Below are 25,263 nucleotides of genomic sequence, written 5' to 3' on the forward strand. Positions count from 1 at the left end.
CGGGAAGTGTTCTTCCTGACCTTTTTTTTTAGTCCAGAAGAGGGTGGTAATTTTTTTAGACCTTTTCATTTAGAACGTTCTGCTACAAAATGACCTCATGAAAATTAAAATAAAATTATTTATTGTTTATTTTGTAATGCTGACCGGTGCTTCGTTAGCTAAAGCCCTTAGCGAAGAACAAATTTATCATCAACAGGTGCAACCTGTGTTTGAAGCGCGCTGTATAGCTTGCCATAGTTGTTTCAATGCTCCTTGCCAGTTAAACCTTCAAACATTCGAAGGGTTTGAGCGGGGGGGAGCTAAAAAAAATGTTTATGATGGCCTAAGACTGAATAGTGTTCAGCCTTCACGAATGTTTATCGATGCTCGATCCACCGAGGAATGGCGCAGTAAAGGTTTTCATTCCGTTAACAACTCTGATGTCCCACAACAAAACATATTCTTAGAGCATATTAATATTCGTCGACAGTTTCCGAAGCATTCGATGCTTCGTTCGATCGAATCGGCTATGATTTGTGCTGACAAAGTTGATCAAACGAAAATCTTGGGAATTCGAAATCCTGATTTAGGAATGCCTTATGGATTTCCTCCTTTAAACGACAAAGAATATGCCGCCATCGAAGATTGGATAAAGAAAGGTGCGCCTGGACCACAAAAGTATGCACAGCCAGCCGATGAAATAAAAGTTCAAATCGAAAAATGGCACGAGTTTTTAAACGCTAAAAGTTTAAAGATTAAATTAACGTCTCGATATTTATTCGAGCATTTATTTTTAGCGCATATTTATTTTCCTCAGGATAAGAATCAGTTTTTTAGATTGGTGCGCTCAAGCAAAGAATGTCGGAAAGAAATAGTCGAAATTCCAACAAGACGGCCTAATGACGACCCCTCTGTTGAAAATTTCTATTATTGCCTGAAGCCCACTCATGGCCCCGTAGTCCTGAAGACCCATATGCCTTTTGAATTTTCGGATAGTAAAATGGAAAGATGGAGAGAACTCTTTCATAAGGCCGAATGGGACGTAAAGACTTTGCCAAGTTATAAACCCGAAGTTGCCCAAAATCCATTTGTTACGTTTGCGGCCATACCGGCGATGTCACGATATCGATTTTTGCTAGAGGACTCGCAGTATCATGTCATGACCTTTATTAAGGGGCCGGTGTGCAATGGAACCAATGCCGTTAATAGCATTCAAGAACAGTTTTACGCATTCTTTTTAAATCCAGAAAGTGATCCGATGAAGGACCCCACGTTTGAAGGAAAAGGAATGGAGCTTTTGATGCTACCAGGAGCTTTCGGTTCAGATGTAGATCCGGTTTCAGCGCCTAAATTGATGGGCGAGATGACAGATCACAGAGAAAAATATCGAAAATTACGTGCGCAATGGTTGAAGACACAGCGGCCACAGGGTTTAGGTTTGAATGATATCTGGGACGGAGAGAAAAGTAATCCTAATGCAATTTTAACGATTTTTAGACATGACGATAATGCAGTTGTGATGAAAGGGCCAGCGGGGCATTTGCCGAAAACAGTTTTTGTTTTGGACTATTCTTTGTTCGAACGTTTGGTTTACAACCTTGTTGTAAATTTTGATGTTTTTGGAAACGTGGGGCATCAATTGTTAACTCGAGTCTATATGGATTATATCCGTATGGAGGCCGAAGAAAATTTCCTTCTATTTTTGCCACCGGAAAAACGTCAAGTCTATCGCAATGCTTGGTATCAAGGAGTTCTGACAGAGGCAAAAATGAATTATGTTTTTCCTCCAGTAGCAAAGGGCGAGCCTACGGCGGTGAAATATAAATCTATGGAAAAAACAAAAACGCAACTGGTTGAACAGTTGATATCTTATATGAGTCCTGCCGTACGGGGACTTGGGGATTCATTGAACTGGAGGCAGTTGAATCCGCCGGGTGTTGAAATGGCTCCATTAAACTCGGTCGAAAAAGAGTTGCAAAAAATTGCTTCTATTCGTTCGATGGGAAATTTACCATTCGCTCGGTATATGCCGGAAACAAGCTATTTAATCGTAAGACGGGGCGGACAAATTCAGGATGTCTATTCAATAATACACAATCGAGAATTCTTAAATATTTCGTGGATTCTTGGCGAAGCAATTCGTAGGGCTCCGCACGAGGATACGTTAACTTTGAAGAAGGGATTTTGGATATCTTACCCGATCATGATTTACGATGTTGAAGAGGCTAAAATACCCGAGTTTGTGAAACAAGTTCGAGGAATTAGTAATATTTTTGACTATCCAAAGTTTGTTAAAAATTATGGAGTCCTGGCGGATCAAGATCGTTTTTGGAAAGTCTGGGATGATATTCATTCTTATATGAAGAAAACTGAAGGAGTTAACTTTGGTCATCTGGACTTGACCCGATATCAAAGATAAAAATACCTTAGTTCTATGTTTGGAACATTTCAGAACATTATTTTTGCGATAGCTATTTTTTGCCTGGGTTCACCAACTCAGGCAAAAATTTTTGTAGAGAAGGTAAAAGGGCGTAAGGCCGTGATTAGCTTTTCTTCATCTGATTCTATTGAAGAAGGTCAGGTGTTGGCGGATTTTAAACAATCCAGAAACCAAGCCATTACATTTTATGAAAGTCGGCTGCGCACCTTCGATGAAAATGGCAGCCAGTCAAATGTCCAGCTTAGTTTCGACTACATTAAAAATTATGGAAGCTACGAGCCCTTTGCGGGTATAAGGTACACCTCTTCGAGTTCAAATTCGGACAGCTTTCTTTTAAGAGGTGGCTCTTATTTCAATTTTTCAAAAAAGAATAAGGTTGGCGAAGTTTCATTACCCTTTGCTCGGGCCTATCTTGAACTAGGTGCCGGTAAGGCGGGAAGCTCTACATGGAGTGATACGAATGTAGGTGTTGGTGCAGGTTGGTTGTGGTTTCCTCTAAAAGAGGTTTTTGCAGTTCGCTTCGGAGGCGATTATTCCTCGACTAGCCGAAAGTATGAAAGTAGTAATTCCAACTCCGGCGGTGTTATCGGTTATGTTAACTGGGCTGTGTACTTTTAGAGTACGAGCCGCAAATATTAGATCTACTTAAGTCCTGTCTAAAGCTTGTTCACTTGCTCGCTGATACTTAATTTTCCACAATGGTAATGTGGGATTAGAAATATCAAAACTTAAAAATATCAAGATGTTGGTACTCGATGTTGATGGTGTCTTAACGGACACCCGCATTTGGTATGATGGAAAAGACTGGCGTCGTTTTTATTCAATTCGTGATGGAGTTGGAATTAAAAGAATGATGGAGCTTGGTTATAAAATTGCCATCATCACAGGGAGCACAGCAGAAGACATTCGTGCACGAGCAAAATCTTTAGGCATTCATTACTTCTATGAAGGTGCATTAGATAAGATTCCATCTTTTGAAAAACTTATTCAAGAGTCCGGAATTTCTGCTGGCGAGATGGCCTATATCGGAGATGATATTTTCGATATTCCACTAATTAAAAGAGCGGGCTTTGGAGCAACCGTTCCGGAAGCTGTTGATGAAGTGATAGATGCCGCAGACTACGTCACCAAAAGAGGTGGTGGTATCGGAGCGGTTCGAGAAGTTTGTGATTATATATGTATGTATGGACCTATGACTCAGAAAGAAGGGCGAGTATGAGTAAAATCGTAATTAAAACACTGTGCTTAATGTTTGCGGGAGTGATTTTTTCGCAGACGTCGGTAGCAAAAGAAGTGATAGAACTTCCGCAAGAAGAGTTAGCCAAAGAGTCAGTTTATCCCATTTTTGATCGCCCAGCGAGTGTCATGAATCGCAATATTTTAACGAAGGGCCGATATGATGCGAACCTATTTTATGGTTATGCAATGACAGAGCCTATTGCGAACGTGAATAAATTAGGCTTGTCTGTGTACTACCACGGTAACGAAGATCATGCTTTCGGTCTTTTGTTAGCTAAAAATTTCGCGGGTTTGTCAGACTACGCTAAGCAGTTGGACAAGCAATTTAATTTGGATTTTGATAGGGCTCCATCACCAGAAATGAACATCTTTTTCGATTACAACCTAAAGATGTTTTACGGAAAAATGTCCATTACAAAAAATACTGTATTCAACACGTCTCTTTTCGCCTCTGCAGCTGCGGGGGTAGTTAAGTACACTCACAAATCGTACCCGGGGATTGCTTTAGGCTTGGGGCAAAAATTTTACTTCGGTAAACACTGGGCCTTAAGAGCCGATCTGCGTTTATACGCTAATCAGGCACCAATTCCATTTTTGAATGGTAGTGCTTCAACTCCCGGAGTTGGTAATGGAGATCAAGTTCCTAAGGCCGGTGATTTTAAAGAGCGTTTAACTTTTACGACCAATTTAGATGTTGGTTTATCTTATTTATTCTAAGGCGGTGTACATGAATAAGTTTGCACTAAAAAAGTACATTTTCATTTTTGCCGCGATCAGCGCAGGTTTTATATCTTTGCCAAAGGCATTTGCTCAAGAGGTAGACGGTGACGATTTGGATATTGTCGAATTAGAACTTGAAAAGTCTAGTAAGGCCGTTCAGGCGTCTGAAGCAAAAAGATCTCAACAGCCCGTTACAAACGAGAGTGAGGAGTCGAAAAGCCTTACGTATTCGGAGTTGGGAAGTCTAGCACCGTTTAGCGAAGTATCTGTTTTGCAAAAAAGATTTATGCCTAAAACCGGTCGCATGCAATTGTTTGGTGGAATTTCGACAATTACTAACGATCCTTTCTTCTTGTCAGTGGCGGGAGTCGGCAAAGCAGGCTACTTCTTTTCAGAAGCTTGGGGGGTCGAATTCAATTATTTCGGAATTTCGACTTCTCAGAGAAAGGCAACTGATGAGCTAAAAGAAATTCAAGGAGTAAAAACTGACAACCTTATTCAGGCTAAATCGTTCATGGGTCTGGATTTAATGTACACTCCGATTTACGGAAAAATGACACTTTTCAATGAAAAGATCGTGCCATTTGACCTTTATTTTTCAGCGGGATACGGAACGACGAAAACTCAGGCTGAGAACGCAGGGACTTTTCACCTAGGTACCGGGCAAGTTTTTGCCATCAGCAAAAGCTTTGGTTTGCGCTGGGACTTTAGTTGGAACTTCTTTTCGGCTAAGGGAATTAATAATCAAACAGGTCAATTCAATAACTTGTTCTTAACAGTTGGAGCAAGTTTCTTCTTTCCGGAGGCTAGTTACCGATGAAAAAGATTATCTCATTATTCATAGCTATCACGGTCGGAGCAGGACTGGCTTCTGCACAGGGTTCTGCAAGAAAAGCAAAGCCTGCAACAACAAGAAAAGCGAAATTGATCGAGTCGAATTCATCGGATCGACAGTTAAGTTCTGCGTTGCGAATGGCACAATCTGGACAATATTTAAATGCCGCGAATGCCTTATTTTCCCTGGCGCGAAGACCTGAACTGGCAAATGAAAGGCCTCAGATAAAATACATTTTAGGCTTGATGCTTATGGAACTTAAGCTCAATCAGGTTGCGGCTTTTCAATTTGTAGATGTTATTCGTACTGGTCATCCAAAATATACCAAGCAAGCCATTGAAAAGCTTTCGATGGTGGCGGATGAGCTTGGTGACGACACGATATTGAACTATGCGATTTCTCGGGTGGATATTAATGATATTCCAATGAAAAACCGCGATATGGTCTATTTCCGCCTTGGAGAAGTACAGCTGCGTAACTTGAACTTCGAACAAGCCGAACAAATGTATTCGAAAGTTGCGGAGAGCTCTTCTTATTACAATCAGGCTCTTTATGGTCGAGGCTTGACACTTTTAGAAGCGGGCAAGCCGGAGCGTGCAATACCCGTTTTTGAAAGAATGCTGGACACGAGAACTAAAGCAGCTGTGAATGATACGAATCGAGTGGCAGCGCAGCTATCGATAGCCCGAGCTCTTTATCAAAAGCAAGATTTTGATGCTGCAGTAGAGGCGTATTCAAAAGTGCCTAAGGATAATATATTATGGCACGATGCTGTATTTGAGCAGGCTTGGGCGATGTTAAGATCGGCTCGGTTCCGTTCGGCACTATCGAATTTCCATACTTTGCACTCTACTTATTACAAGGATGACTACAACCCCGAGTCCCTTTTGCTGCGATCAATCGTCTATCTCTATATTTGTAAGTATGACGAGATGGAAAAGGTTTTATCTCTTTATGAAAACACCTATGGTCCGATTCGTAGGCAGATTGGTGACTTCCTAAAGTCTACTAATGAGGCTGGCGACTTCTATAACGAAATTGCTAAGGTACGTAATAAATCAATCGAAGAAGTTAAAGGAAGTAAAATTCCGTATATGGTTTCCCGGCATATTCTTGGCGAAGCTAACGTCAGACGTGCATTTGGTTATCTGGTTAAGTTAAATCAAGAGCGTTCAAGAATTGAAGCCAACTCTTCATTTAGAAGTAGTCCGTTGGGTAAGTACAGCTTGAAAATCTTATCAAACCGCGAGCGCAATACTCAACTAGCCGTGGGTGACATGGTTAAGGCACATATGTTGAATATGCGAGTCGAGTTAAAGGATCTATACGAGCAAGCTGGTTTCATTCGCTATGAAATGATAACAGGGCAAAAAGAGGCCGTGAAAAAGAAGATCGTTGGTAAAGATGTGGAAATGTCTATCGATGAAAAAATTGATCGCGAATTTTACGTACAGAACGGCTACGAGTACTATCCTTTCCAAGGAGAGTATTGGTTAGATGAAGTAGGTAACTATCACTATTTAGGAAAGTCGAGCTGCGAGTAATTTATGAAAATGAGTAATGCAAAATTCATCGTCGTTGGGCTTCTCGGTTTGCATTTTATAACGGGTGCAGTTGAAACTGCCGTGGCTCAAACTGCCAAGCGCAAGCAAACGGTAGGCGAGTTGTTATCTCAAGCAAAACAATCTTCCCGCGGGGCCGGTGCTGTTGGGGCTCGGCAAAAGAGCTTCACTGAAGTCATTTCTGCGGGCTATGATTTTGCTCCGAATAAATCAGTGAATTTGGAGAGTGTTAAACCGCCAAAGTCATCGACATTTATGAGAGCAGATTCAGATTCGACAACGGCAGAGTATGAGCGAATCTTAGATCAGCAGATAGATCAGCTTTACAAGCTCACTCAGAAGTTTAAAAGCAGTCCTAATCGAGGCGAGCTTTGGTTAAGATTGGCTGAACTTTATGTGGAAAAATCCACCCTAATAGATCAGCGAATTCAGGATGATTACGACAAAAAATTAAGGGCCTTCCAGGCCGGTCAAACCAAGTCTAAACCGACGTTAGAGTTAGCGCCTGCCCGCGAATACAACCGCAAGGCCGTTCAATTGTATGAATGGTTCCAAAGGGACTTTCCTCGAGATCCTAAGATGTCCCAAGCTTTGTTCTTTTTGGGATATAATTATTTTGAATTAGGGGACACCAAAAAAGGTGCGGGCTTTTACGAGCGTTTAAATTCAGAATATCCCAATAATGCCTTTGTCGGAGAAGCCCATTTTGCGTTGGGTGAGTACTACTTTGAAAATGAGCAATGGGCAAATGCCTACAAAGAGTATTCGAGCATCATCAAGGATAAACGACATCGCTTACACACGTTCTCCTTGTATAAAGGTGCGTGGTGTCTATATCGTTTAGGCAAGAACGAGCAGGCGTTGAAGTATCTTGAATTTATTATCAAGTCTGGACAAGACCAAGAGGCGTCGAAACTTGCTAGCAAAAAGATGGTTAATAAAAGTCGCCTTGAGGCCGAGGCAACTCGCGATCTGGTGGTCTTTTACGCCGAAGTGGGTAAGCCAGAGGATGCTTCGAATTACTTTAAAAGAGTCGTAGGTGGGGATGTTTCTGGCTTCTTAGAAAAATTGGCATATTATTATTCTGATAAGGGAAACAAAGAGGGTTCTCGGGTGGTATTTGGGCTTTTGATTGCTGAACGTCCGACTCATCCAAAGGCTTTCGAATTTCAATATCAAATTGTTCAAAATTTTTATTACGCTAAAAACACAGGTAAGTTTAAAGAAGAGCTCATGAAATTGGTTCTGGATTATGGACCTAATAGTGCTTGGATGCAAGCCAACAAAGGAAATCCTGAATTAGCCGATAATGCTTTAAAGTTACGCGAAACCACCTTGCGTACTTATATTTTGCAGCAACACCAGACGGCGCAGAATTCTAGGGCAGCATTTTCTCAGAATAATGCGGCTGATGGGTATCAGCTTTATCTTAAAGAATTTTCAACTTCGCCGATGGCCGGTGACATGACATTTTACTACGCAGAATTGTTATACGATATGCAGAAGTATGATGAGGCCGCTCAAAAGTATAAATGGGTTGTTGATAATGCCCCTCAGAGCAAGTTTTACGATAAGTCTGCTCAGAACTTAATGATTGCTCTGGAGCGAAGTATTCCACCGGATGAGGAGCTCTCAAAGCGAGTGGGTACAAGTTTAGATCCCATTGCTATGGATCCTAAAGTTGATCGCTTCGTAAAGTATTCCTCTTGGTATTTAGAGAAATTTCCTACATCTGAAAAAGCGCCGGAAATTAAATTTCGGTTGGGACGACTGTACTATCAACACAATCGCTTTGATGAGGCTGAAAGATATTTTAAAGATATTGTAAGGTCTCATAGTAAAACAAAATATTCAGAGTATTCTGCAAACTTACTTTTAGATATTTACAATCTGAAAAAAGACTATGTTGGTATGGCCAAGACTGGTGCCGAGTTATTGGCGGACCCAGGTTTTGCAAATTCAAAGGCTGGCGCGGAAATTCGAAGCGTGATGGAAAAGGCCAGCTTTAAAGAAGGTCAAGATTTAGAAATTGCGAAAAAGTATGGCGCGTCGGCGGTTTCTTTTGAAGCATTTGCTAAGCAAAACCCAAGTTCGGCATTGGCTATTACTGCATTATTTAATGCGGGTGTAAATTACGAGCGTGACGGGCAAAATCTAAAGGCAATCAATTCTCATCGTGAAGTTTTAGCAAGTAATAAGCCCGAGGCGGAGAAGCTCAAACCAAAGTCTCGAAGATTGTTGGCGAAGCTCTATCAAGATTCAGGTCAATTTGATGAGGCCGCTTCATTATTTATGCAAGCAGCTAATGAAGATGCCAAGGATCCATTAGCTTCGAACTATCTATTTAATGCTGGTGTATTATACGATGCTTTAGGTAAATCAGGTTCGGCGGTTCAGGCATACGAAAAATATTTAAGTAATGCGAAAACAATGAAAGATAAGGCTGAAGCTTCTTGGGCCCTAGCAGAGGCTCAGCGTAAGTCAGGCGCTCGGTTTAAAGCCTACGAGTCGTATAAGTTTTATCTTGAGACCAACCCTACGGACGCTGATCAGGTTATCGAGGCCCACTATCGACTTTCTGAGCTTGCAGGGACTGCCGCTGAAAGAAAAGAGTGGCGAGAGAAGACTTTGGCGGTTCATCGGCGCTTATCCGGCCGATCAAAAGTTTCTCCGATATTTCCTGCCAAGCTTAAACTTGCCGTTGCAAAAGAATCCTTTGATGAGTTCAGATCTATATCTTTTCCGGCCGACCCTGCGAAGCAAAAGGCTGCTGCAGATCGAAAAATTGCTTTGCTTGGAAAGTTGAATAATGAGCTTGGGGAAGTCATTAAGTTGGATTCAGCCGAAGAAATTGTGTCATCCTTAAACTTACTTGGAGAGGCCAATGAAAATATGGCTGCTACCATTTTGAAGGCACCATTACCACCGGGGCTTAATGCCGACGAGACTCGGCAATATAAGGACGGGATTCAGAAATTCGCTGATCCATTTAATGTGAAAGCAAAAGAGTCTCATCAAAAGGCGGTCGAGCGCGGTTGGGAGCTTCAGGTATATAACGAAGCATACAAGAGTTCTTATAATTTTATGAATAGCATTGATCCATCTGGTTATTACAACCGAGGTGAAGTCTCTGCAGATACTCGCTTAGTGAATTGGATTAGCCGATGAAAAATATTTTTATAATGTTTTTAGTATTAGGTTTCGTTGGTTGCTCGACCTCTTCTAAGAAAGAAGAACAAACCGAGGACTTTGCACCGGTTATCACCGAGGCACCACGGCCCGCTAAAGAAACTTCGAAGTCTTCAAAGCGCTCGGAAGAGCTTGTTATTCCGCCTATTGAAAACACTCTGCCGCCTGTTCAATCTCAGTACGCAGAGTTGAATGAGGCGGTGAAGTCGCAATCTGACGAGAAGATGTATCAAGCCGCTGCGGGCATTTTATATCGGAACCCCACAGATCTAAAGGCTTTGAACGCGATGGGAATGTATCACTATAAAAAGGGGCGTTTTGATTTGGCCGAGTACATGCTTCGAAAAGCCATCGGAGCCAACTCAGTAGTTAGTGAGTTACATAATAACTTGGGTGTTGTGTTGCTTGCAAAAGGCGAAAGACGAGAAGCCATTTTTTCATTTAGAAAAGCATTAGAAATTAATATGGATGACGGTGTAGCTGCGGCGAATGTTGGTGCGCTCTATGTTGCGGAACGTGATTATTCGAAAGCCCGAGTAGCTCTTGAAACTGCCTATAGACGTGGTATCCGCGACAATAAGGTCTTAACAAATTACGGTGTAGCATTAGCAGCGAGCGGTAAAAATGAGAAGGCCGAAGAGATGTATAGTGCGGTTCTTAAATCAAATCCAAACGATAAAGAGGCTCTGTTTAATTATTCGATTTTGTTGATTGAAGGTATGGGCAAATACTCTGAAGGTCTAGAGGTCATAAGCAGACTAAAGTTTGTGGGTGGTCCAGCTGATACTCGCTCTCGCATTAATGCTTTGGAAAACAAGGCAAAAACTGGTTTAAAATAGAGGAACCCGGAGGGGATATGTTGAAGTTTCTTTTTTGTGTTATATTTTTTGCAGGACAATTGGTTTGGGCTCAAAGCTCAACACCTAGTACTGGCAAAAAAGTTAAAGAAAGAAGAGCGACGATAAGTTTTGAAGATGAACTTGTCGAAGGTGGAACTCAGAAGCCGGAACTTTTCTATTTGTTTCAGAAAAAGAATTTCAATTACGGAAAGCTAATTAAACTTAGAGAAAACTTTTTACCCGAGATGAGAAGAACAACTGAAGATGTGCAGCGAGTTCGGGGTGCAAATTGAAATCACCGTTAATATTAAGAATATTCAAAGAAAACAAACTAAAAGAAGTGAAGCAGTTTGATCAAGAGCAAATTGTGATTGGTCACAATGCCGATGTTCATCTTGATTTAGAAGGTGATGGAGTTTCGCCGATCCATTGTTTAATCGAGCTTCGTGATTCGGGCTTTTATATTTGTGATCTTGGATCGCAAACAGGGACTTTTAAGAATGGCCAAGCGATTTTAGATGAAAGCATTTCATCAGGCGACGAAGTAGTCGTGGGGCCTTACAAGATTCAGTTCTTTGTAGGGGTGCCAAAACCAAAGGCAGTCCCAGCTGGCGAATCGGTTGCGTCTAACCACACTAAACCAGTCGAACCAGTCAAGCCTAGTGAACCTGTTAAAATTGCAGAAACGACTAAGCCGGTAGAAGCGCCAAAGGTTCCTGAAACAGTAATTCCAGTTGAAAAGCCAAAGGTTGTAGAGTCTGCAGTTGTTCTGGGAGCCAGTGGAGAGACTGTAGCGGTTAAAGCTCCAAGTAAACCAGAAATAAAATCTGTTAAATCAAGTAGCGCTCCTGGAAGAAAGAAGAAGAAAGGCGCAACTTATGCTCCTCCTTCAGACGCAAAGGATCTGAAAGAATTTATCAAGCCTGGTAAAGGGCCATACGTGGAAGTATTGGTCTGTTGGAAAGAGCGCGTCTTAAATTCTGTGATCTTTAAAAAGAAGCAAGTTGTAAGACTTGGAACATCCGATGATCAGGCAATTGCGTTGCCGACAGAGTTTGCTCCAAGAGGTTGGCCTTTATTGGATACGACTGCAGGGGTTCGTGTTCAGTTAAGTCCAGAGATGTCTTGCGAAATCATGACAGTTTCAGGTCTGTTGAAGGATGAGGCGTTACAATCTCGAATTCAAAAAAATCCACAGGGTAATATAGTTCGGCTAGATCAAGGCGAAGCGATTTTTGTTTCTCATCGCAATTCGGATTTACAACTAGTCTTTAGATATGCTCCGCAAACAGCATTGGTGGCGATGGAGCCTCCGATGATGTTGTCAGCTTCCGAATTGACAGCATTGGTGTTGGCTATTGTTATGGCGGGGCTATTCAAGTTTTATATTGATTCCATTACGCCAGTTGATTGGGGAGTTGAAACGGAAGAGGTTCAGCGTATTGCAGAGGTCGTGTTTAATCCTCCTCCGCAGAAGCCACCAGAACCAAAACCACCAGAGCCTGTTGTTAAGGACGAGGTGAAACCACCACCGCCTCCTCCGCCAAAGCCACCAGAAGAGGTGGAGGCGCAGGTTGCTGATAAAAAGCAAGAGAATGTAAAAAAAGGTAATCAAGATAAACTTGAGCAAGCGAAGAAGAATCAAGTAGCAGCTCGAGCATCCGAGTTGGCACCTAAGCCAAATTCGAAAGATAAGCCGAAGCAGTTTTCATCGACTCGCCAAGGAGGCGCAGTAAAAACAACTGACAAGGCCGGAGCCAACGCTCAGTCCGCTAACAAAGACCTAAATAAAGTCGGTTTATTTAGCACCTTTGGTGCTGGCGGCAATAGAGCTAAACTTGATCAAGCTTACTCTGGATCTGGAGAGCTTTTAGGAATGGCGGATAAGGCTACGGGTACTTCTGGATTTGCTGACGATCGCGCCGGGGACGATCTTGGTTCGAAGTTTAAGGACACCGGTGCTGGCGGTAAGGGCACTGCGACTCAAGGTATCGCGGGGATTGGAACCAAAGGGCGAGGTTCTGGCATGAACGCTTACGGTGCCACGGACGGTTTTGGAAATAAAACGACTGTGACCGTTGACTCTGGCGGAGCTGAGGAAGATTTCGTTGGCACAATCGACCGCGAGGCAATTCGCAGAGTTATTCGCGCAAAGCTTCATGAAGTTAAAAGTTGTTATGAAAGAGCTTTAAATAATAAACCAAAGGGTACAAAGCTTGAGGGTAAAGTCATTATTTCATGGGAAATTGTGGCTAAAGGGCAAGCGAGAAATGCAAAGGTGAAGTCTTCGACATTAGGAGACTCGGCCGTGGAATCTTGTATCCGAGATCGTCTGGCGTCATGGATTTTTCCAGAGCCGCCAGAAGGTATGACAGCGGAAGTCGCATATCCTTTCGTTTTGAATCAAACTAATTAATTTTACTAAGGAGGAGCACCGTGAATCCAACAGCAACAGTAGAGAATATGAATTTTTTCCAACGAGCCTTTATGGAAGGTGGAACCGTCATGTACGTTATTGCGTGCATCGGTATACTAGCTTTCATCTTGATTATTGAGCGAGCCATGAAGTTGAAAAACTTGGCTGTCGATAAAAAAGATTTTACTGATCAGATTTTTAGAATGGTGGTGGCCGGCGACTTGCGCCAAGCGATCTCGTTCTGTGACGCGAGACCAGCACCGATGACTAATACAGTGAAGGCGGGGCTAATTCAGGCGATGAATAAACGCCCTGATGAAGAGATTCAAGTAGCGATGGATGCTGCGGTCATGAGAGAAATGCCAAAAGTAGAAGGTTGGGTTTCGTTTTTGGCGGTATTTGGTAACATCGCAGTTCTTGCCGGATTGTTGGGAACGATCATTGGTATGATTGGTTCATTCCGTGCAGTTGCAGCAGCAGACCCCGCAACAAAAGCTATGGAGCTTTCAAAAGGTATTTCGCATGCCTTGAATTGTACTGCGTTTGGTCTTGGCGTTGCGATTATTTGTATTATTTCTTACGGAATTTTCCAGCACAAGATTTCAAAAACAGAAAATGAAGTTGTTGAAACAAGCATGAGTCTTTTGAATCTTGTAGTTGCGAACCGCGACAAAATTCGCGAATAGGTGATTTATGGCACATATTGAGTCGGGTAAATCCAGCGGCAGAAGGAAGCAGGTCGATCTAAATCTTGTTCCGTTCATCGATTTGATGTCGGTTCTGATCACCTTTCTTTTGATCACTGCGGTTTGGACCCAAGTTTCGATGATTCAGATCGGAACGACTGTCAATGGTAAGAAGAACGAAAATAATCCGGTCACTCCTCCTCCGATGGCCGATTTGGTTCTTAAGGTTGATGTAAAGCCTGCTGGGTATGTATTGACAGCCGGTCAACAAGTGATCTCGTTACCATTGCTTTCAGACGGTCAGTTTGATGAGGCGGGTTTGTTGGCTCAATTGCAGCGTGTAAAGCAAATCTATCCTGAAAAGCAAGATGTTATCTTAGCTTTAACGGGAAGTTTACCTTACGAAACATTGATTAAGGCGATGGACATGGCTTTGACTGCTGGGTTTCCATCGATTGATATTGCAACAGGAGATCCACTCTAATGGCTATTTATCGTCCTGGCGAAAGATTTCGTTATCACAATATTCTTAAAAGAAAAAAAGGGAAGCGTGAAGCCACTGCGACTCTTGATCTAACCGCCATGGTGGATATGTTCACGGTTCTTGTTGTCTTTTTGTTGCAAAATTACAGCGCAACCGGAGAAATTATATATATCCCTAAAGAAGTGACTCTTCCAAAGGCCGCTGCGGTTAAAGAGTTGAAGCCTGCAATCGTAGTTACCATTTCGTCTAAGGAAGTATTGATAGATAGAAATCCCGTGGCAACTTTCGAGGAAGTTCAAGCGTTGGGTCCAGATAATTGGATGATTCCAGGCTTATATGAAAATGTAAAAGCGGCCCTTGAAAAGGCGAAAGCCGAGCATGACTCGAAGTTGCAGAACAAATTAAGAAACGTTTTGCAGGGCGACGCTGCAGTTGAAGAAGTTGTTTGGGATAAAGTGACAATTCAAGCCGATAAAGGGGTTGATGTCCTTACAGTTAAGAAAGTCATGGCTACCGTCAAGGAAGCTGGTGGTGGTCAAATGAACTTTGCCGTGACGAAACTGTCAAACGATGCTAATTCGAACTAATGAAGTTCAAAAACTACGTTTACGTTGCTCTATTGGCTCTTATTTTTGTGGAAATACTCATCGTATTTCCACAAAAGCTTGAGCAGAGCCGTAAAGAAGAAGAACGTCTTCAAAAAGTAAAAATTGATAAGTCAGCGGCCGAGCAAACAATGGCCGGCGTGCATCTGGTCGAAAGCCAAGCGGGAAAAAGAGACTGGGAGCTTTTTGCTGAAAAAGCGGAAGGCGATAGTGATTCAAAAGCTTGGAATTTACGAAAAATCAAAATTATTTTTTACTCCGACGAGTCGGCTCAGTTTACGGTCACTGGTGATCAGGGAAGTCTTGAAGGTGAAAAACGCAATGTTCGCATTCGTGGGAATGTCGTAACTCAGTCTTCCAACGGATATATCTTTAGGACAGAGTCTATTGAGTATCAATCAAAAAGTCGCCATCTCGTAAGCCCTAATAAAGTACAAATGACCGCACCTAGCGATGGTTCTGGTGCTGGGCTTGCTTTGACAGGGACTTCTATGCTTATTTCTGTGGATCAAAAAACCATGGATATTGGAGGCCCGGTGGAAAGTCAGCGAACCTTGGCTGACGGGAAGCAGCTTAAGGTTTCCGCCGGACGAGCGATTTTTTCTTCCTCTAATAATGAAGCCCAATTTTTCGGGAATGTCGTGATGATGTATGATCAGATGAAGTTGGAAGGGCCGGAAGCTTCGTTTTTATATCAAAAAGCGCAATCAAGTTTAACCCAAATTCAAGTTAAGGGCGGAGTTCAAGTTTCAGATCTAGAAAAAAAGGCCATGTCACAATCTGTATTGTTAGATGTCCTTAATCAAAAATACACGTTCAAGGGCTCGCCCAAAGTACAGCAGGGTGACGACGAGTTGCAGGGCGACGAAATTGTTTTTTTAGAAGGTGGAAAAAAAGTAAAGGTTGAAAGAGTCAGAGCTCGGATGGAGAATAAGTAAGCATGAGCCTATTATCTATCAAAGAGATTTGTAAGACCTTTAAGAAACGTAAAGTCGTAGACGGAGCTTCCTTTTCTGTAGAGTCCGGTAAAGTTGTGGGCTTGTTAGGTCCCAATGGGGCTGGCAAAACGACTTCATTTTATATGGTCGTTGGAATTATCAAACCTGATTCTGGTGAAATTCGTTTGGACGATGAAGAGATCACCAAGCAGCCAATGTATCAGCGCGCAAGAGTGGGCTTAAGTTATCTTGCGCAAGAACCGTCTATTTTTCGAAAACTAACTGTTTCAGAGAATATCGTAGTGGCACTCGAGGCTCATGGTTACTCGGGTGTTGAACGGTCAGAGCGATTAGAGCAGTTGATCTCAGATTTCCGAATTGGGCATATTCGTGATTCTTACGGTTATGCGTTGTCCGGGGGAGAGAGACGTCGAGTCGAGATAGCGCGGGCGTTGGCCGGCGAACCTAAGTTTCTATTATTAGATGAGCCATTTGCCGGTATCGATCCTATTGCCGTCGCAGATATTCAAAATATCATTCGAGAGCTCAAGGACAAAGGTATAGGAGTTCTGATCACGGACCATAACGTTCGTGAGACTTTGGGGATTTGCGATTATGCTTATATCTTGAAGGATGGTCGAATTCAGGTCAGTGGCGACCCGAATGAAATCGCGAATTCAGAGGTTGCACGGAAGTTTTATCTTGGTGAAAACTTCCGTTTGTAAAGTTGTCAAACTCTTTAAGGGGTCGAAATGGCATTGAAACAGTCGATGAACTTATCACAGAATTTGGTGATTACGCCGCAGCTGCAGCAGGCTATCAAGCTTTTGCAGATGTCGCGTCTTGAGCTGGAATCGTCTGTGCGTTCCGAACTTGAAGAAAATCCAATTCTTGAAGAAGCTGAGATTCTAAAGGGCGAAGACCTTCAACGAACTAAAGAAGCTGCCGCCGAGGTTGATGGCGGTGAATCCGCTGATGCCACAACTCAAGATCCTAAAAAACAAGATGAGTTCGAATGGGAGACTTATTTTGAAGCCAATCAGAAGCCTCCGCAAACGGGTTCCGGTGGTGGCTCAGAAGAAATCATGAATTATGAAAACGTGATTTCAACGACTCAAAGTCTTTATGACCATTTGCTATGGCAAGTAAAAATGAGTGGCTTTTCAGAGGAAGAAGAAATTGCTGCTGAGGTTCTGATCAGTGCTATCGATGAAGATGGATATCTAAAGGTTCCTCTTGATGAACTGGCTAAAGAAGAAGACGTTGATCAATCCTTATTGGAGGACACGCTAACTTTAGTTCATGAGTTTGATCCCCCTGGGGTTGGAGCGCGTGACCTAAAAGAGTGTTTGTTGATTCAAGCGAAGCATCTTGAAGAAGATACGAATGATTTAGTTAGCTTAATTAACAATCATTTGAAGGATCTAGAAAAGAAGAACTACGAAGCCATCGCTAAAGCGATGAATTTGGATTTGGAAGATGTTGTAGAGATGTGCAAGATCATTTATGCGATGGATCCAAAGCCAGGTCGAAAATACATGACGGACGACACTCAGTATGTGACTCCGGATGTTTATGTTTACAAGGTGGGTGATGACTTCGTTGTGTCTTTGAATGAAGACGGTCTTCCTCGCTTAAAAATTTCGAATTTTTACAAAAATATGTTGAAGGGCGCCAAAGCGGGGGCTGACAAGACTCAGGATTATATCCAAGAAAAATTGCGCTCGGCAGTTTGGTTGATTAAGTCGATCCATCAACGGCAGCGTACGATTCATAAAGTTGCGGACTCTATCGTTAAGCATCAGCGCGAGTTTTTTGAAAAAGGACCTGCGCATTTAAAACCCATGGTTTTGCGTGACATTGCGAATGACATCGGAATGCACGAATCTACGGTATCTCGAGTGACGACGGCGAAATACATGCATACGCCTCAGGGTATTTACGAATTGAAGTATTTTTTCAACTCCGGGATTAGCTCTTCAGATGGTAACGACATGGCCTCAGAGTCCGTGAAGTTAAGAATCAAGGACTTGATTTCAAAAGAAGATACGAAGAGTCCGTTGTCAGATCAGAAATTAGTTGAAATGTTAAAGGCCGAGGGTATACAAATTGCTCGGCGAACTGTCGCGAAGTATCGAGATCTTTTAAAAATCTTACCTTCGTCACAGCGAAAAAAGTTCTTTTAATTTATAATACAGGAGCGAACATGGATCTGAAGACTTTGATCCGCGACGTGCCTGATTTTCCTAAACAAGGGATTCTCTTTAGAGATATGACTCCCTTGTTGGGAAATCCTGAGGCCCTAGCGTTTATTTCTCAAAAGCTTGTTGAACACACAGATTTAGCAAAAGTGGATTATTTTGCAGGTATTGAATCACGTGGGTTTATTTTGGCAGCCCTCTTGGCTTCCACTCACAAAAAAGGTTTTTTGCCGATTCGAAAAGCGGGGAAACTGCCGCCTCCAACATTAAAAAAATCCTATGCGCTAGAGTATGGTGAGGCCACAATCGAGCTTCCACCAGGCAAAGGTCGAGTAATGGTTGTGGATGATGTTTTGGCGACCGGTGGGACTTTGCAAGCCGCTATTGAACTATGCAAAGATGCTGGTTATGAAGTGTCTCAGGTTGCGGTTTTGGCAGACTTGACCTTTTTGAATCAAATGCGCTTCAACGGACAGCGAATCCACTCTTTAATTCAGTATTAAATCTTGTCACTTTTGAAATGATTCGAGCCGACTTGCTTCTTTTTTAGGCAAGTCGGTTTTTTTGTATCATTTAAGAACAAAAATAAATTCTTTTTTTCCTCAGCTTTTGTCCAGCACCTCCGATAAGAATTACATCTAAGACTTACATCGAGTCTGTTGACCGAAAGTAAGCCGAATGTAAGTACGGTGTGTGGAGGCTTCCCTGTGAGATTTTGGCAAGTTGTAACAGCTTTGATTTGTTTGCTCGTGGGTTATAAAACGGATCCGTTTCACACTCGCCAGGCTTTTCGTAAGCCCTCTGCGGTCCAGATCACTCAATCCATCGCAAAAATTGAATCTTATATAGAGGTCGGAAATCTAGAGGGAGCTCGAGCTCTTTTGAAAAGTCTTAAAAAAGTAGATCCTCAAAATCAAGCGGTCGGCATTTTGGAAGGCCGTTTAAAAGAAGCCCGTCCAGTGAAGGCGCCTCAGGGGATTGACCGCCTTCCAGCTTCGCTACGAGACCGGTACTACGATTCATTTATTTTGGCGAAAAAAGGGCACTGTCAGCCAGCCCATCAAGCTTTCGTTCCGATAGAAAAATACCTTCACGATGCGAAGTCATTAATAGGGACCATCGAGGCGCTTTGTCCCGTCACGGATGCTGCGGTAGCGCCAGGATCTAAATAGAAAAACAACAGAACCCTTTTGAATTCAAAGGGGATGAAGAGGAGCAAACATGAAAAACAATTTCACCTTCAAACATCTCGATCATTCAGATTCTCTAGTCAGCTATACGGAAGAAAAGCTCGCCGAGATTGGGAAATTTCTTTTGAAGGACGGACACAGCCAAATTTTCTACAGTAAATTCAAAGGTGATTTTACCGTAGAGATTTCTGTGAATACTCGAGAGCGGTACTTTAGAGCGCAAGCAACCTGTGATGATCCCTATGTTGCGGTAGACTTCTGCATCGATAAACTCGAGAAGCAATTTCTTAAGGTCCGCAAACAAATGCAAAATCACAAAATGCATGAGCTATCAAAAGAGGGCAAGCTAGAGCAGACAAACGATCAATTCGAATGGAGTTTTAGAAACTATCGTAAGGCGGCTTAAGTCGTCTACAGCCTCCAAAACCGAGGCTTTTGCTAACATCTTGAATAAAGGGCCCTTTTTTGGGCTCTTTTTCTTTATATATCAATAGCTTAGCTGTTGACCCCATTGGCGGGGGGTGCTACTTTGCGCAGCACTGTTTTAAATCAACCCTATTCACATTTTTTGAGGTAATGAAGAAGTGAAAAACTACCTTTTTACTAGTGAGTCTGTTTCTGAAGGCCATCCCGATAAAATGGCGGACCAAATCTCTGACGGCGTACTTGATGCTATTTTAGCTCAGGACCCTAAGGGACGCGTGGCTTGTGAAACTTTACTAACAACTGGCTTGATCGTTGTTGGTGGTGAGATCACCACTTCTGCGAAAGTAAATATTTCTGAAATCGCTCGCAATGTAGTTAAGAACATTGGTTATGATCATTCGGATAAGGGCTTTGATTATAAAACTTGTGGTGTGATGGTAGCAGTTGGCCAGCAATCGCCAGATATCGCAATGGGAGTTAAAGAGACTCTTTCTGACGATCAGGGTGCGGGCGATCAGGGATTGATGTTTGGTTATGCAACGAACGAAACTCCAGAGTTGATGCCATTGTCGATTGCAATGTCTCATCGATTGATGAAGGATTTGGCGTCGCTTCGTAAAGCTAATAAGGTTGATTGGTTGCGCCCTGACTCTAAATCTCAGGTTACGGTTCAGTATGAAAACGGAATTGCTAAGCGTATCGACGCTGTTGTGATTTCAACTCAACATGCTGAGCATGCGTCTCAAGCGATGATTCAAGAGTTCATTTCTCAAGAGTTGATCAAGAAGTCTATTCCTGCCCAGTGGTTGGATAACAATACGAAGTTCTTTATTAATCCAACGGGTCGATTTGTGACTGGTGGCCCTATGGGCGATGCTGGTTTAACAGGTCGTAAGATCATCGTGGATACCTATGGTGGTCACGGTGCTCACGGGGGCGGAGCTTTCTCGGGTAAAGATCCTTCAAAAGTGGATAGATCTGCTGCTTATGCTGCGCGCCATATTGCGAAGAATATCGTTGGGGCGGGCTTGGCAGAGCGTGTGTTGGTTCAAGTTGCTTATGCAATTGGAGTGGCTCAGCCAGTTTCAATCACTGTTAACGACTATGGAACATCAAAAGTGGGACCTGAAGTGCTTGAAAAAGCAGTTCGTCAGGTCTTCGATTTGAGACCAGCTCGTATCACGAAGGAGTTGGATCTTCTTAGACCAATTTACTCTCCGACAGCGGCCTATGGTCACTTTGGACGCAATGAAGATAGCTTTACTTGGGAAAAGTTAAACAAAGTAGATCAGCTTAAAGATGCTGTTAAGACTTTGGCTTAAGCCAAAAAGTTCAAAATAAAACAAAATGCGCCGGGTCGTGTCTAGCGAACCGGCGTTTCACTTTGCATAATACACACAATGGATCAAAACCTAATACGAAACTTCTCTATCATCGCCCATATTGACCACGGTAAGTCGACTCTTGCTGACGGTTTGCTTGCATACACTGGATCTCTTTCAGAGCGTGAAGAGCAAGCTCAATTCTTGGATAATATGGATATCGAGCGTGAACGTGGCATCACGATCAAAGCTCAAACTGTGTGTCTGTCTTATAAGGCTGACGATGGCAATACTTATCAAATCAATCTTATTGATACTCCGGGACACGTAGACTTTTCTTACGAAGTTTCTCGTTCTTTAGCAGCTTGTGAAGGCGCAATTCTTGTAGTCGATGCGGCTCAAGGTGTTGAAGCCCAGACTTTGGCGAACGTCTATTTGGCCATGGAGAACAATCTTGAAGTTTTGCCTGTACTAAATAAGATCGATCTTCCTAACGCCGATCCAGAAGGTGTGAAAAAACAGATCGAAGACACCGTAGGTATTGATTGTTCTGAAGTTGTTATGGCTTCGGCAAAAGAGCGTATCGGTATCAAAGACATTCTTGAAACGATCGTTCGAAAGGTGCCACCTCCGACAGGAAATCCTCAAGGGCCTTTGCAGGCGATGATTTTTGACTCTTGGTTTGATCCATATCAAGGCGTCGTTGTCTTGGTTCGTGTCAAAGAAGGTACGATCAAAAAAGGCGAAAAGATTCGCTTCATGGCTTCACATCGTGATTACGAAGTTTTGAAGCTGGGTAAATTCCGTCCATTCGCAGCCAACGTTGAAGAGATGGGGCCAGGCGAAGTGGGCTTTATCGTTTGTGGTATCAAAGATATCCGTGACGTCGAGGTGGGTGACACTGTTACTCATGCGAAAACTCCTGCGGCGGAGCCGCTTCCAGGTTTTAAAAAGATCAAGCCTATGGTTTTTGCGGGTATCTACCCAGTTGTCGCTTCTGAGTACGAAAAACTTAAAGAGGCGCTCGATAAACTTCGTTTGAATGACTCTTCTCTTTCATATGAAATCGAGAAGTCAGCGGCCTTGGGCTTCGGCTATCGCTGCGGGTTCTTGGGACTTCTTCATATGGAAATCGTTCAAGAGCGTTTGGAGCGCGAGTTTGACCTAGATCTGATCACGACGGCGCCAACGGTGGTCTATGCAATGCATTTGATGGATGGAACAAGCTTTATGTTGGACAACCCGTCGCAAATGCCGGATCCAACGAAGATCGCCAAAATGGAAGAACCCTTTGTGAAGGTGACTATCCACACGCCGACAGACTACATCGGTGTGATTTTAAAGCTTTGCGAAGATAAGCGTGGAACGCAATTGCGTTTGGATTATATCAATGAGCGCAAAGTGATTATCGAATACAGTCTGCCAATGAACGAAATGGTCATGGATTTCTATGATCGTCTAAAGTCGATCTCTAAAGGGTATGCGTCTTTGGAGTATGAAGTGACTGGTTACGTAGAGAGTGAGCTCGTGAAAATGGATATCCTCATCAATGCGGAGCCTGTCGACGCCCTTTCTTTGATCGTGCACCGATCAAAAGCGGCCACTCGTGGTCGTTTGCTAGTCGAGAAAATGAAGGAATTTATTCCTCGTCAGCAGTTCCAAGTCGCTATTCAGGCGGCCATTGGTTCAAAGATTGTGGCTCGAGAAACAGTTGGAGCTTTGAGAAAAGACGTGACGGCGAAGTGTTATGGTGGTGACATATCACGTAAACGTAAGCTTCTTGAACGACAAAAAGAGGGTAAGAAGCGCATGAAGCAGATCGGATCTGTTGATGTGCCTCAAGAAGCCTTCTTAGCGATTTTAAAAGTTGAAGATTAAGAGAATTTGAAATTCATCAAGGAATTAAGATGAGCGATAAAAAAGATAAAATGAATTCATGGAACTTTAGAGAAAAGCATTTTTGGACTGAAGGGTGGGGTTCTCTTTTTCTAGCAGTCTTTATCGCTTTATTTATTCGTTGGGGTTTTATCGAGGCCTATGTCATTCCTTCGGGGTCGATGCTTCCGTCGTTGCTAATTCATGATCATATTTTTGTGAACAAACTTACTTATGGTGTTCGTGTGCCTTTTAGCGAAAATTGGTTGGCTAAATTCAGCGAGCCTGTTCGTGGTGAAGTTGTCGTTTTTAAATATCCGAAGGATATGAGCACATTTTTTATTAAAAGAATTGTGGGTCAGCCAGGGGATAAGATTTATTACGAAAACGGTACTCTGTATGTAAATGACAAGGCTATGGAGAAGGTAGCTCCCGAAGACAACAGCGATGGTAAGTGGCTTCGTGATGCAGATTTTCAACGTGATGGAAATTTTTCGGATTCAAAAGAAAACTATGTTCACTTCACTGAAGATTTATTGGGCACGAAGCACAGTATTTTACTTCGTCGTGGGGATATTTATGAAACCTTTGGTCCGGTGACTGTGCCAGAGGGGCATCTCTTTATGATGGGAGACAACCGTAATAACTCGCACGACAGTCGTTTTTGGGGATTTTTACCAAAAGAAAATATTTTGGGACGAGCTATGTTTGTTTGGTTGTCTTGTGAAGAAACTATTCCTGCATTACCGATGCTTTGCAACCCTCTGACAATACGTTGGGGTCGCTTCTTCCATAATGTGAAGTAAAATGAAAAAAGCAGAGACGTCAGAGATCTCAAAAAAAGGCACATGGCTTCAAGCTATTGTGTCTTTTTTAATTCCATTGATGCTTGTTTTTTCAGTTCGATGGGCCTTGGTAGAGCCTTATGTAATTCCTTCTGGCAGTATGATTCCTACCTTATTGGTAAATGATCATATTTTTGTAAATAAGTTTCAGTATGGGTTGCGTTGGCCATTTAGTACGAAGTGGTTGATAAAGTGGTCAGAGCCTCAGCGCGGTGATGTGATTGTCTTTAGATATCCAGAGAACCCTCAAGTTTTTTACATAAAGAGATTGATTGGGGTGCCAGGGGACGAGCTTCAGATTGATTCGGGTAGAGTTCGCATTAACGGGATACCTTTGGTTTTAAACGTATCTGAGGAAAAAGGAGACCGGGGTTTCTTTTATTTTAAAGAGACTGTGGGCAAGGTCACTCACTCTGTGCGCTTTTTTGATCCCGAGCCTTCGGGCACTGTTCAAGTGTACAAAATTCCCGAGGGAAAGTATTTCTTTATGGGGGACAATCGTGACGAGAGTAGCGATTCTAGGGTTTGGGGATTTGCGGACGAGTCTTTAATTCTAGGAAAAGCCTCGGCGATATGGTTGTCATGCGAGGAAAAGCTGCCGACGATGACATTTGTTTGCGATCCTTCGCAGCTTCGTTGGAACAGAATGTTCCAGGCAATTCAATAGTCAGAATTGTTCAAGTAATTCAGTGCCTTTAATGATTAGGTTCTTGATACCTAGGTCGAACCTCGTTAGGCTTTTAGTATGAAAAGATCTTGGGGTGAATACTTTGCGACAGTTATTTTCGCGATTCTTTTGGCTGTCGTTGTTCGTTTTTTTATTTTAACGGCCTATAAGGTGCCCACGGGTTCCATGCAGCCAGCATTAAAGCCTGGCGATTTTATTTTTTCTTGGCGTCTGGCTTATAAAGATCTTGGGGCTAGTTTTTTTTCAGATCAAGATGTCGCGATACCTGCTCGGGGTGATTTAGTTGTCTTTACTTATCCAAGTGTGCCCGCTGTGAGTTACGTAAAGAGAGTGATGGGATTGCCTGGCGATAAAGTAGAAATTCGCGAGGGACGCCTTTGGTTGAACGATGAGCCCTTGAAGTACGAAAAGAAGGAATCGGCAGTTGAAAATCCAAATCCAGAAATGTTTGAAGTTTGGTCCGAGTTAGATCCGTCGGGGCAAAGATCTGTCATATTAGAAATTGGCGGGCGCTCGCGAAACTTTGGTCCTCTGGTTGTTCCTCCTGGAGAGGTTTTTGTTTTGGGTGATAATCGGGATGCCTCAGATGACTCTAGATATTGGGGGACGGTCCCTGCAAGTTTGATTCAGGGTAAGGTGATTTTAATTTGGCTTTCGGTAGATCCTAATAAATCCAGAGGGATGGGAGTGATTCCGCAGATTCGTTGGGACCGAGTTTTTACTCTGGCTAAATAGTTGTCGCGGGATGGCGATGGCTTCTCGTTGACAGTTTTCAAATCCATTC

The 25,263-nt window shown here is 42.8% G+C and carries 24 protein-coding genes; all 24 read left to right on the plus strand.

Going from position 1 to position 25,263, the window contains the following annotated elements; all coding sequences use genetic code 11:
* Positions 1–97 precede the first annotated feature (97 nt).
* Positions 98–2,398, plus strand: coding sequence for a fatty acid cis/trans isomerase (locus tag AC04MN_RS08880; RefSeq protein WP_475382835.1), 2,301 nt, complete (start codon positions 98–100; stop codon positions 2,396–2,398).
* A gap of 15 nt (positions 2,399–2,413) precedes the next feature.
* Positions 2,414–3,037: a hypothetical protein gene (locus AC04MN_RS08885; protein ID WP_475382836.1), complete on the plus strand. Its 624-nt coding sequence runs from the start codon at positions 2,414–2,416 to the stop codon at positions 3,035–3,037.
* An 88-nt stretch (positions 3,038–3,125) separates the two neighbouring features.
* Positions 3,126–3,638, plus strand: a complete 513-nt coding sequence (locus AC04MN_RS08890) for a KdsC family phosphatase (RefSeq protein WP_475382837.1) — start codon at positions 3,126–3,128, stop codon at positions 3,636–3,638.
* Complete coding sequence (locus AC04MN_RS08895) at positions 3,635–4,375, plus strand: outer membrane beta-barrel domain-containing protein (RefSeq protein WP_475382838.1); 741 nt, start codon at positions 3,635–3,637, stop codon at positions 4,373–4,375. The genes AC04MN_RS08890 and AC04MN_RS08895 overlap by 4 nt, the downstream gene beginning before the upstream one ends.
* A gap of 10 nt (positions 4,376–4,385) precedes the next feature.
* Entirely contained in the window at positions 4,386–5,198 is an 813-nt protein-coding gene (locus AC04MN_RS08900) for an outer membrane beta-barrel domain-containing protein (RefSeq protein ID WP_475382839.1), read from the plus strand.
* Positions 5,195–6,757: a tetratricopeptide repeat protein gene (locus tag AC04MN_RS08905; protein WP_475382840.1), complete on the plus strand. Its 1,563-nt coding sequence runs from the start codon at positions 5,195–5,197 to the stop codon at positions 6,755–6,757. Before AC04MN_RS08900 ends, AC04MN_RS08905 begins: the two co-directional genes overlap by 4 nt.
* A gap of 9 nt (positions 6,758–6,766) precedes the next feature.
* A complete protein-coding gene (locus tag AC04MN_RS08910) occupies positions 6,767–9,943 on the plus strand; it encodes a tetratricopeptide repeat protein (RefSeq protein ID WP_475382842.1) in 3,177 nt (1,058 codons plus the stop codon).
* A 14-nt stretch (positions 9,944–9,957) separates the two neighbouring features.
* Positions 9,958–10,803 carry a tetratricopeptide repeat protein gene (locus AC04MN_RS08915; protein ID WP_475382843.1) on the plus strand — a complete coding sequence of 282 codons (846 nt, stop codon included), beginning with the start codon at positions 9,958–9,960 and terminating at the stop codon, positions 10,801–10,803.
* A gap of 17 nt (positions 10,804–10,820) precedes the next feature.
* Entirely contained in the window at positions 10,821–11,096 is a 276-nt protein-coding gene (locus AC04MN_RS08920; protein WP_475382844.1) for a hypothetical protein, read from the plus strand.
* Entirely contained in the window at positions 11,093–13,219 is a 2,127-nt protein-coding gene (locus tag AC04MN_RS08925) for an AgmX/PglI C-terminal domain-containing protein (RefSeq protein WP_475382845.1), read from the plus strand. Before AC04MN_RS08920 ends, AC04MN_RS08925 begins: the two co-directional genes overlap by 4 nt.
* 20 nt (positions 13,220–13,239) lie before the next feature.
* On the plus strand, positions 13,240–13,905 hold the full coding sequence (locus tag AC04MN_RS08930; protein WP_475382846.1) for a MotA/TolQ/ExbB proton channel family protein: 666 nt from the start codon (positions 13,240–13,242) through the stop codon (positions 13,903–13,905).
* A gap of 7 nt (positions 13,906–13,912) precedes the next feature.
* Entirely contained in the window at positions 13,913–14,389 is a 477-nt protein-coding gene (locus AC04MN_RS08935; protein WP_475382847.1) for an ExbD/TolR family protein, read from the plus strand.
* Positions 14,389–14,976, plus strand: coding sequence for an ExbD/TolR family protein (locus AC04MN_RS08940; protein ID WP_475382848.1), 588 nt, complete (start codon positions 14,389–14,391; stop codon positions 14,974–14,976). Before AC04MN_RS08935 ends, AC04MN_RS08940 begins: the two co-directional genes overlap by 1 nt.
* Positions 14,976–15,932: an LPS export ABC transporter periplasmic protein LptC gene (lptC, locus tag AC04MN_RS08945; RefSeq protein ID WP_475382850.1), complete on the plus strand. Its 957-nt coding sequence runs from the start codon at positions 14,976–14,978 to the stop codon at positions 15,930–15,932. Before AC04MN_RS08940 ends, lptC begins: the two co-directional genes overlap by 1 nt.
* A 2-nt stretch (positions 15,933–15,934) precedes the next feature.
* Positions 15,935–16,657, plus strand: a complete 723-nt coding sequence (gene lptB, locus AC04MN_RS08950) for an LPS export ABC transporter ATP-binding protein (RefSeq protein WP_475382851.1) — start codon at positions 15,935–15,937, stop codon at positions 16,655–16,657.
* A gap of 27 nt (positions 16,658–16,684) precedes the next feature.
* Entirely contained in the window at positions 16,685–18,118 is a 1,434-nt protein-coding gene (rpoN, locus tag AC04MN_RS08955; RefSeq protein WP_475382852.1) for an RNA polymerase factor sigma-54, read from the plus strand.
* A gap of 20 nt (positions 18,119–18,138) precedes the next feature.
* Positions 18,139–18,636, plus strand: a complete 498-nt coding sequence (locus AC04MN_RS08960; RefSeq protein ID WP_475382853.1) for an adenine phosphoribosyltransferase — start codon at positions 18,139–18,141, stop codon at positions 18,634–18,636.
* Positions 18,637–18,840: 204 nt separating this feature from the next.
* The gene (locus AC04MN_RS08965) at positions 18,841–19,305 is read left to right on the plus strand and encodes a hypothetical protein (RefSeq protein ID WP_475382854.1); all 465 of its coding nucleotides are present in this window, start codon (positions 18,841–18,843) and stop codon (positions 19,303–19,305) included.
* 49 nt (positions 19,306–19,354) lie between these two features.
* Complete coding sequence (hpf, locus tag AC04MN_RS08970; RefSeq protein ID WP_475382855.1) at positions 19,355–19,729, plus strand: ribosome hibernation-promoting factor, HPF/YfiA family; 375 nt, start codon at positions 19,355–19,357, stop codon at positions 19,727–19,729.
* Positions 19,730–19,907: 178 nt separating this feature from the next.
* Positions 19,908–21,071, plus strand: coding sequence for a methionine adenosyltransferase (gene metK / locus AC04MN_RS08975; RefSeq protein WP_475382856.1), 1,164 nt, complete (start codon positions 19,908–19,910; stop codon positions 21,069–21,071).
* A gap of 78 nt (positions 21,072–21,149) precedes the next feature.
* A complete protein-coding gene (gene lepA, locus AC04MN_RS08980; protein ID WP_475382857.1) occupies positions 21,150–22,949 on the plus strand; it encodes a translation elongation factor 4 in 1,800 nt (599 codons plus the stop codon).
* Between the two features lie 29 nt (positions 22,950–22,978).
* Positions 22,979–23,752 (plus strand): signal peptidase I, encoded by a 774-nt coding sequence (lepB, locus tag AC04MN_RS08985; protein WP_475382858.1) that lies wholly within the window; start codon positions 22,979–22,981, stop codon positions 23,750–23,752.
* A gap of 1 nt (position 23,753) precedes the next feature.
* Positions 23,754–24,458 (plus strand): signal peptidase I, encoded by a 705-nt coding sequence (lepB, locus tag AC04MN_RS08990; protein WP_475382859.1) that lies wholly within the window; start codon positions 23,754–23,756, stop codon positions 24,456–24,458.
* A 78-nt stretch (positions 24,459–24,536) separates the two neighbouring features.
* The gene (lepB, locus tag AC04MN_RS08995; protein WP_475382860.1) at positions 24,537–25,214 is read left to right on the plus strand and encodes a signal peptidase I; all 678 of its coding nucleotides are present in this window, start codon (positions 24,537–24,539) and stop codon (positions 25,212–25,214) included.
* Positions 25,215–25,263: the final 49 nt, after the last annotated feature.

This window comes from Bdellovibrio sp. ZFWA1 (assembly GCF_056175665.1).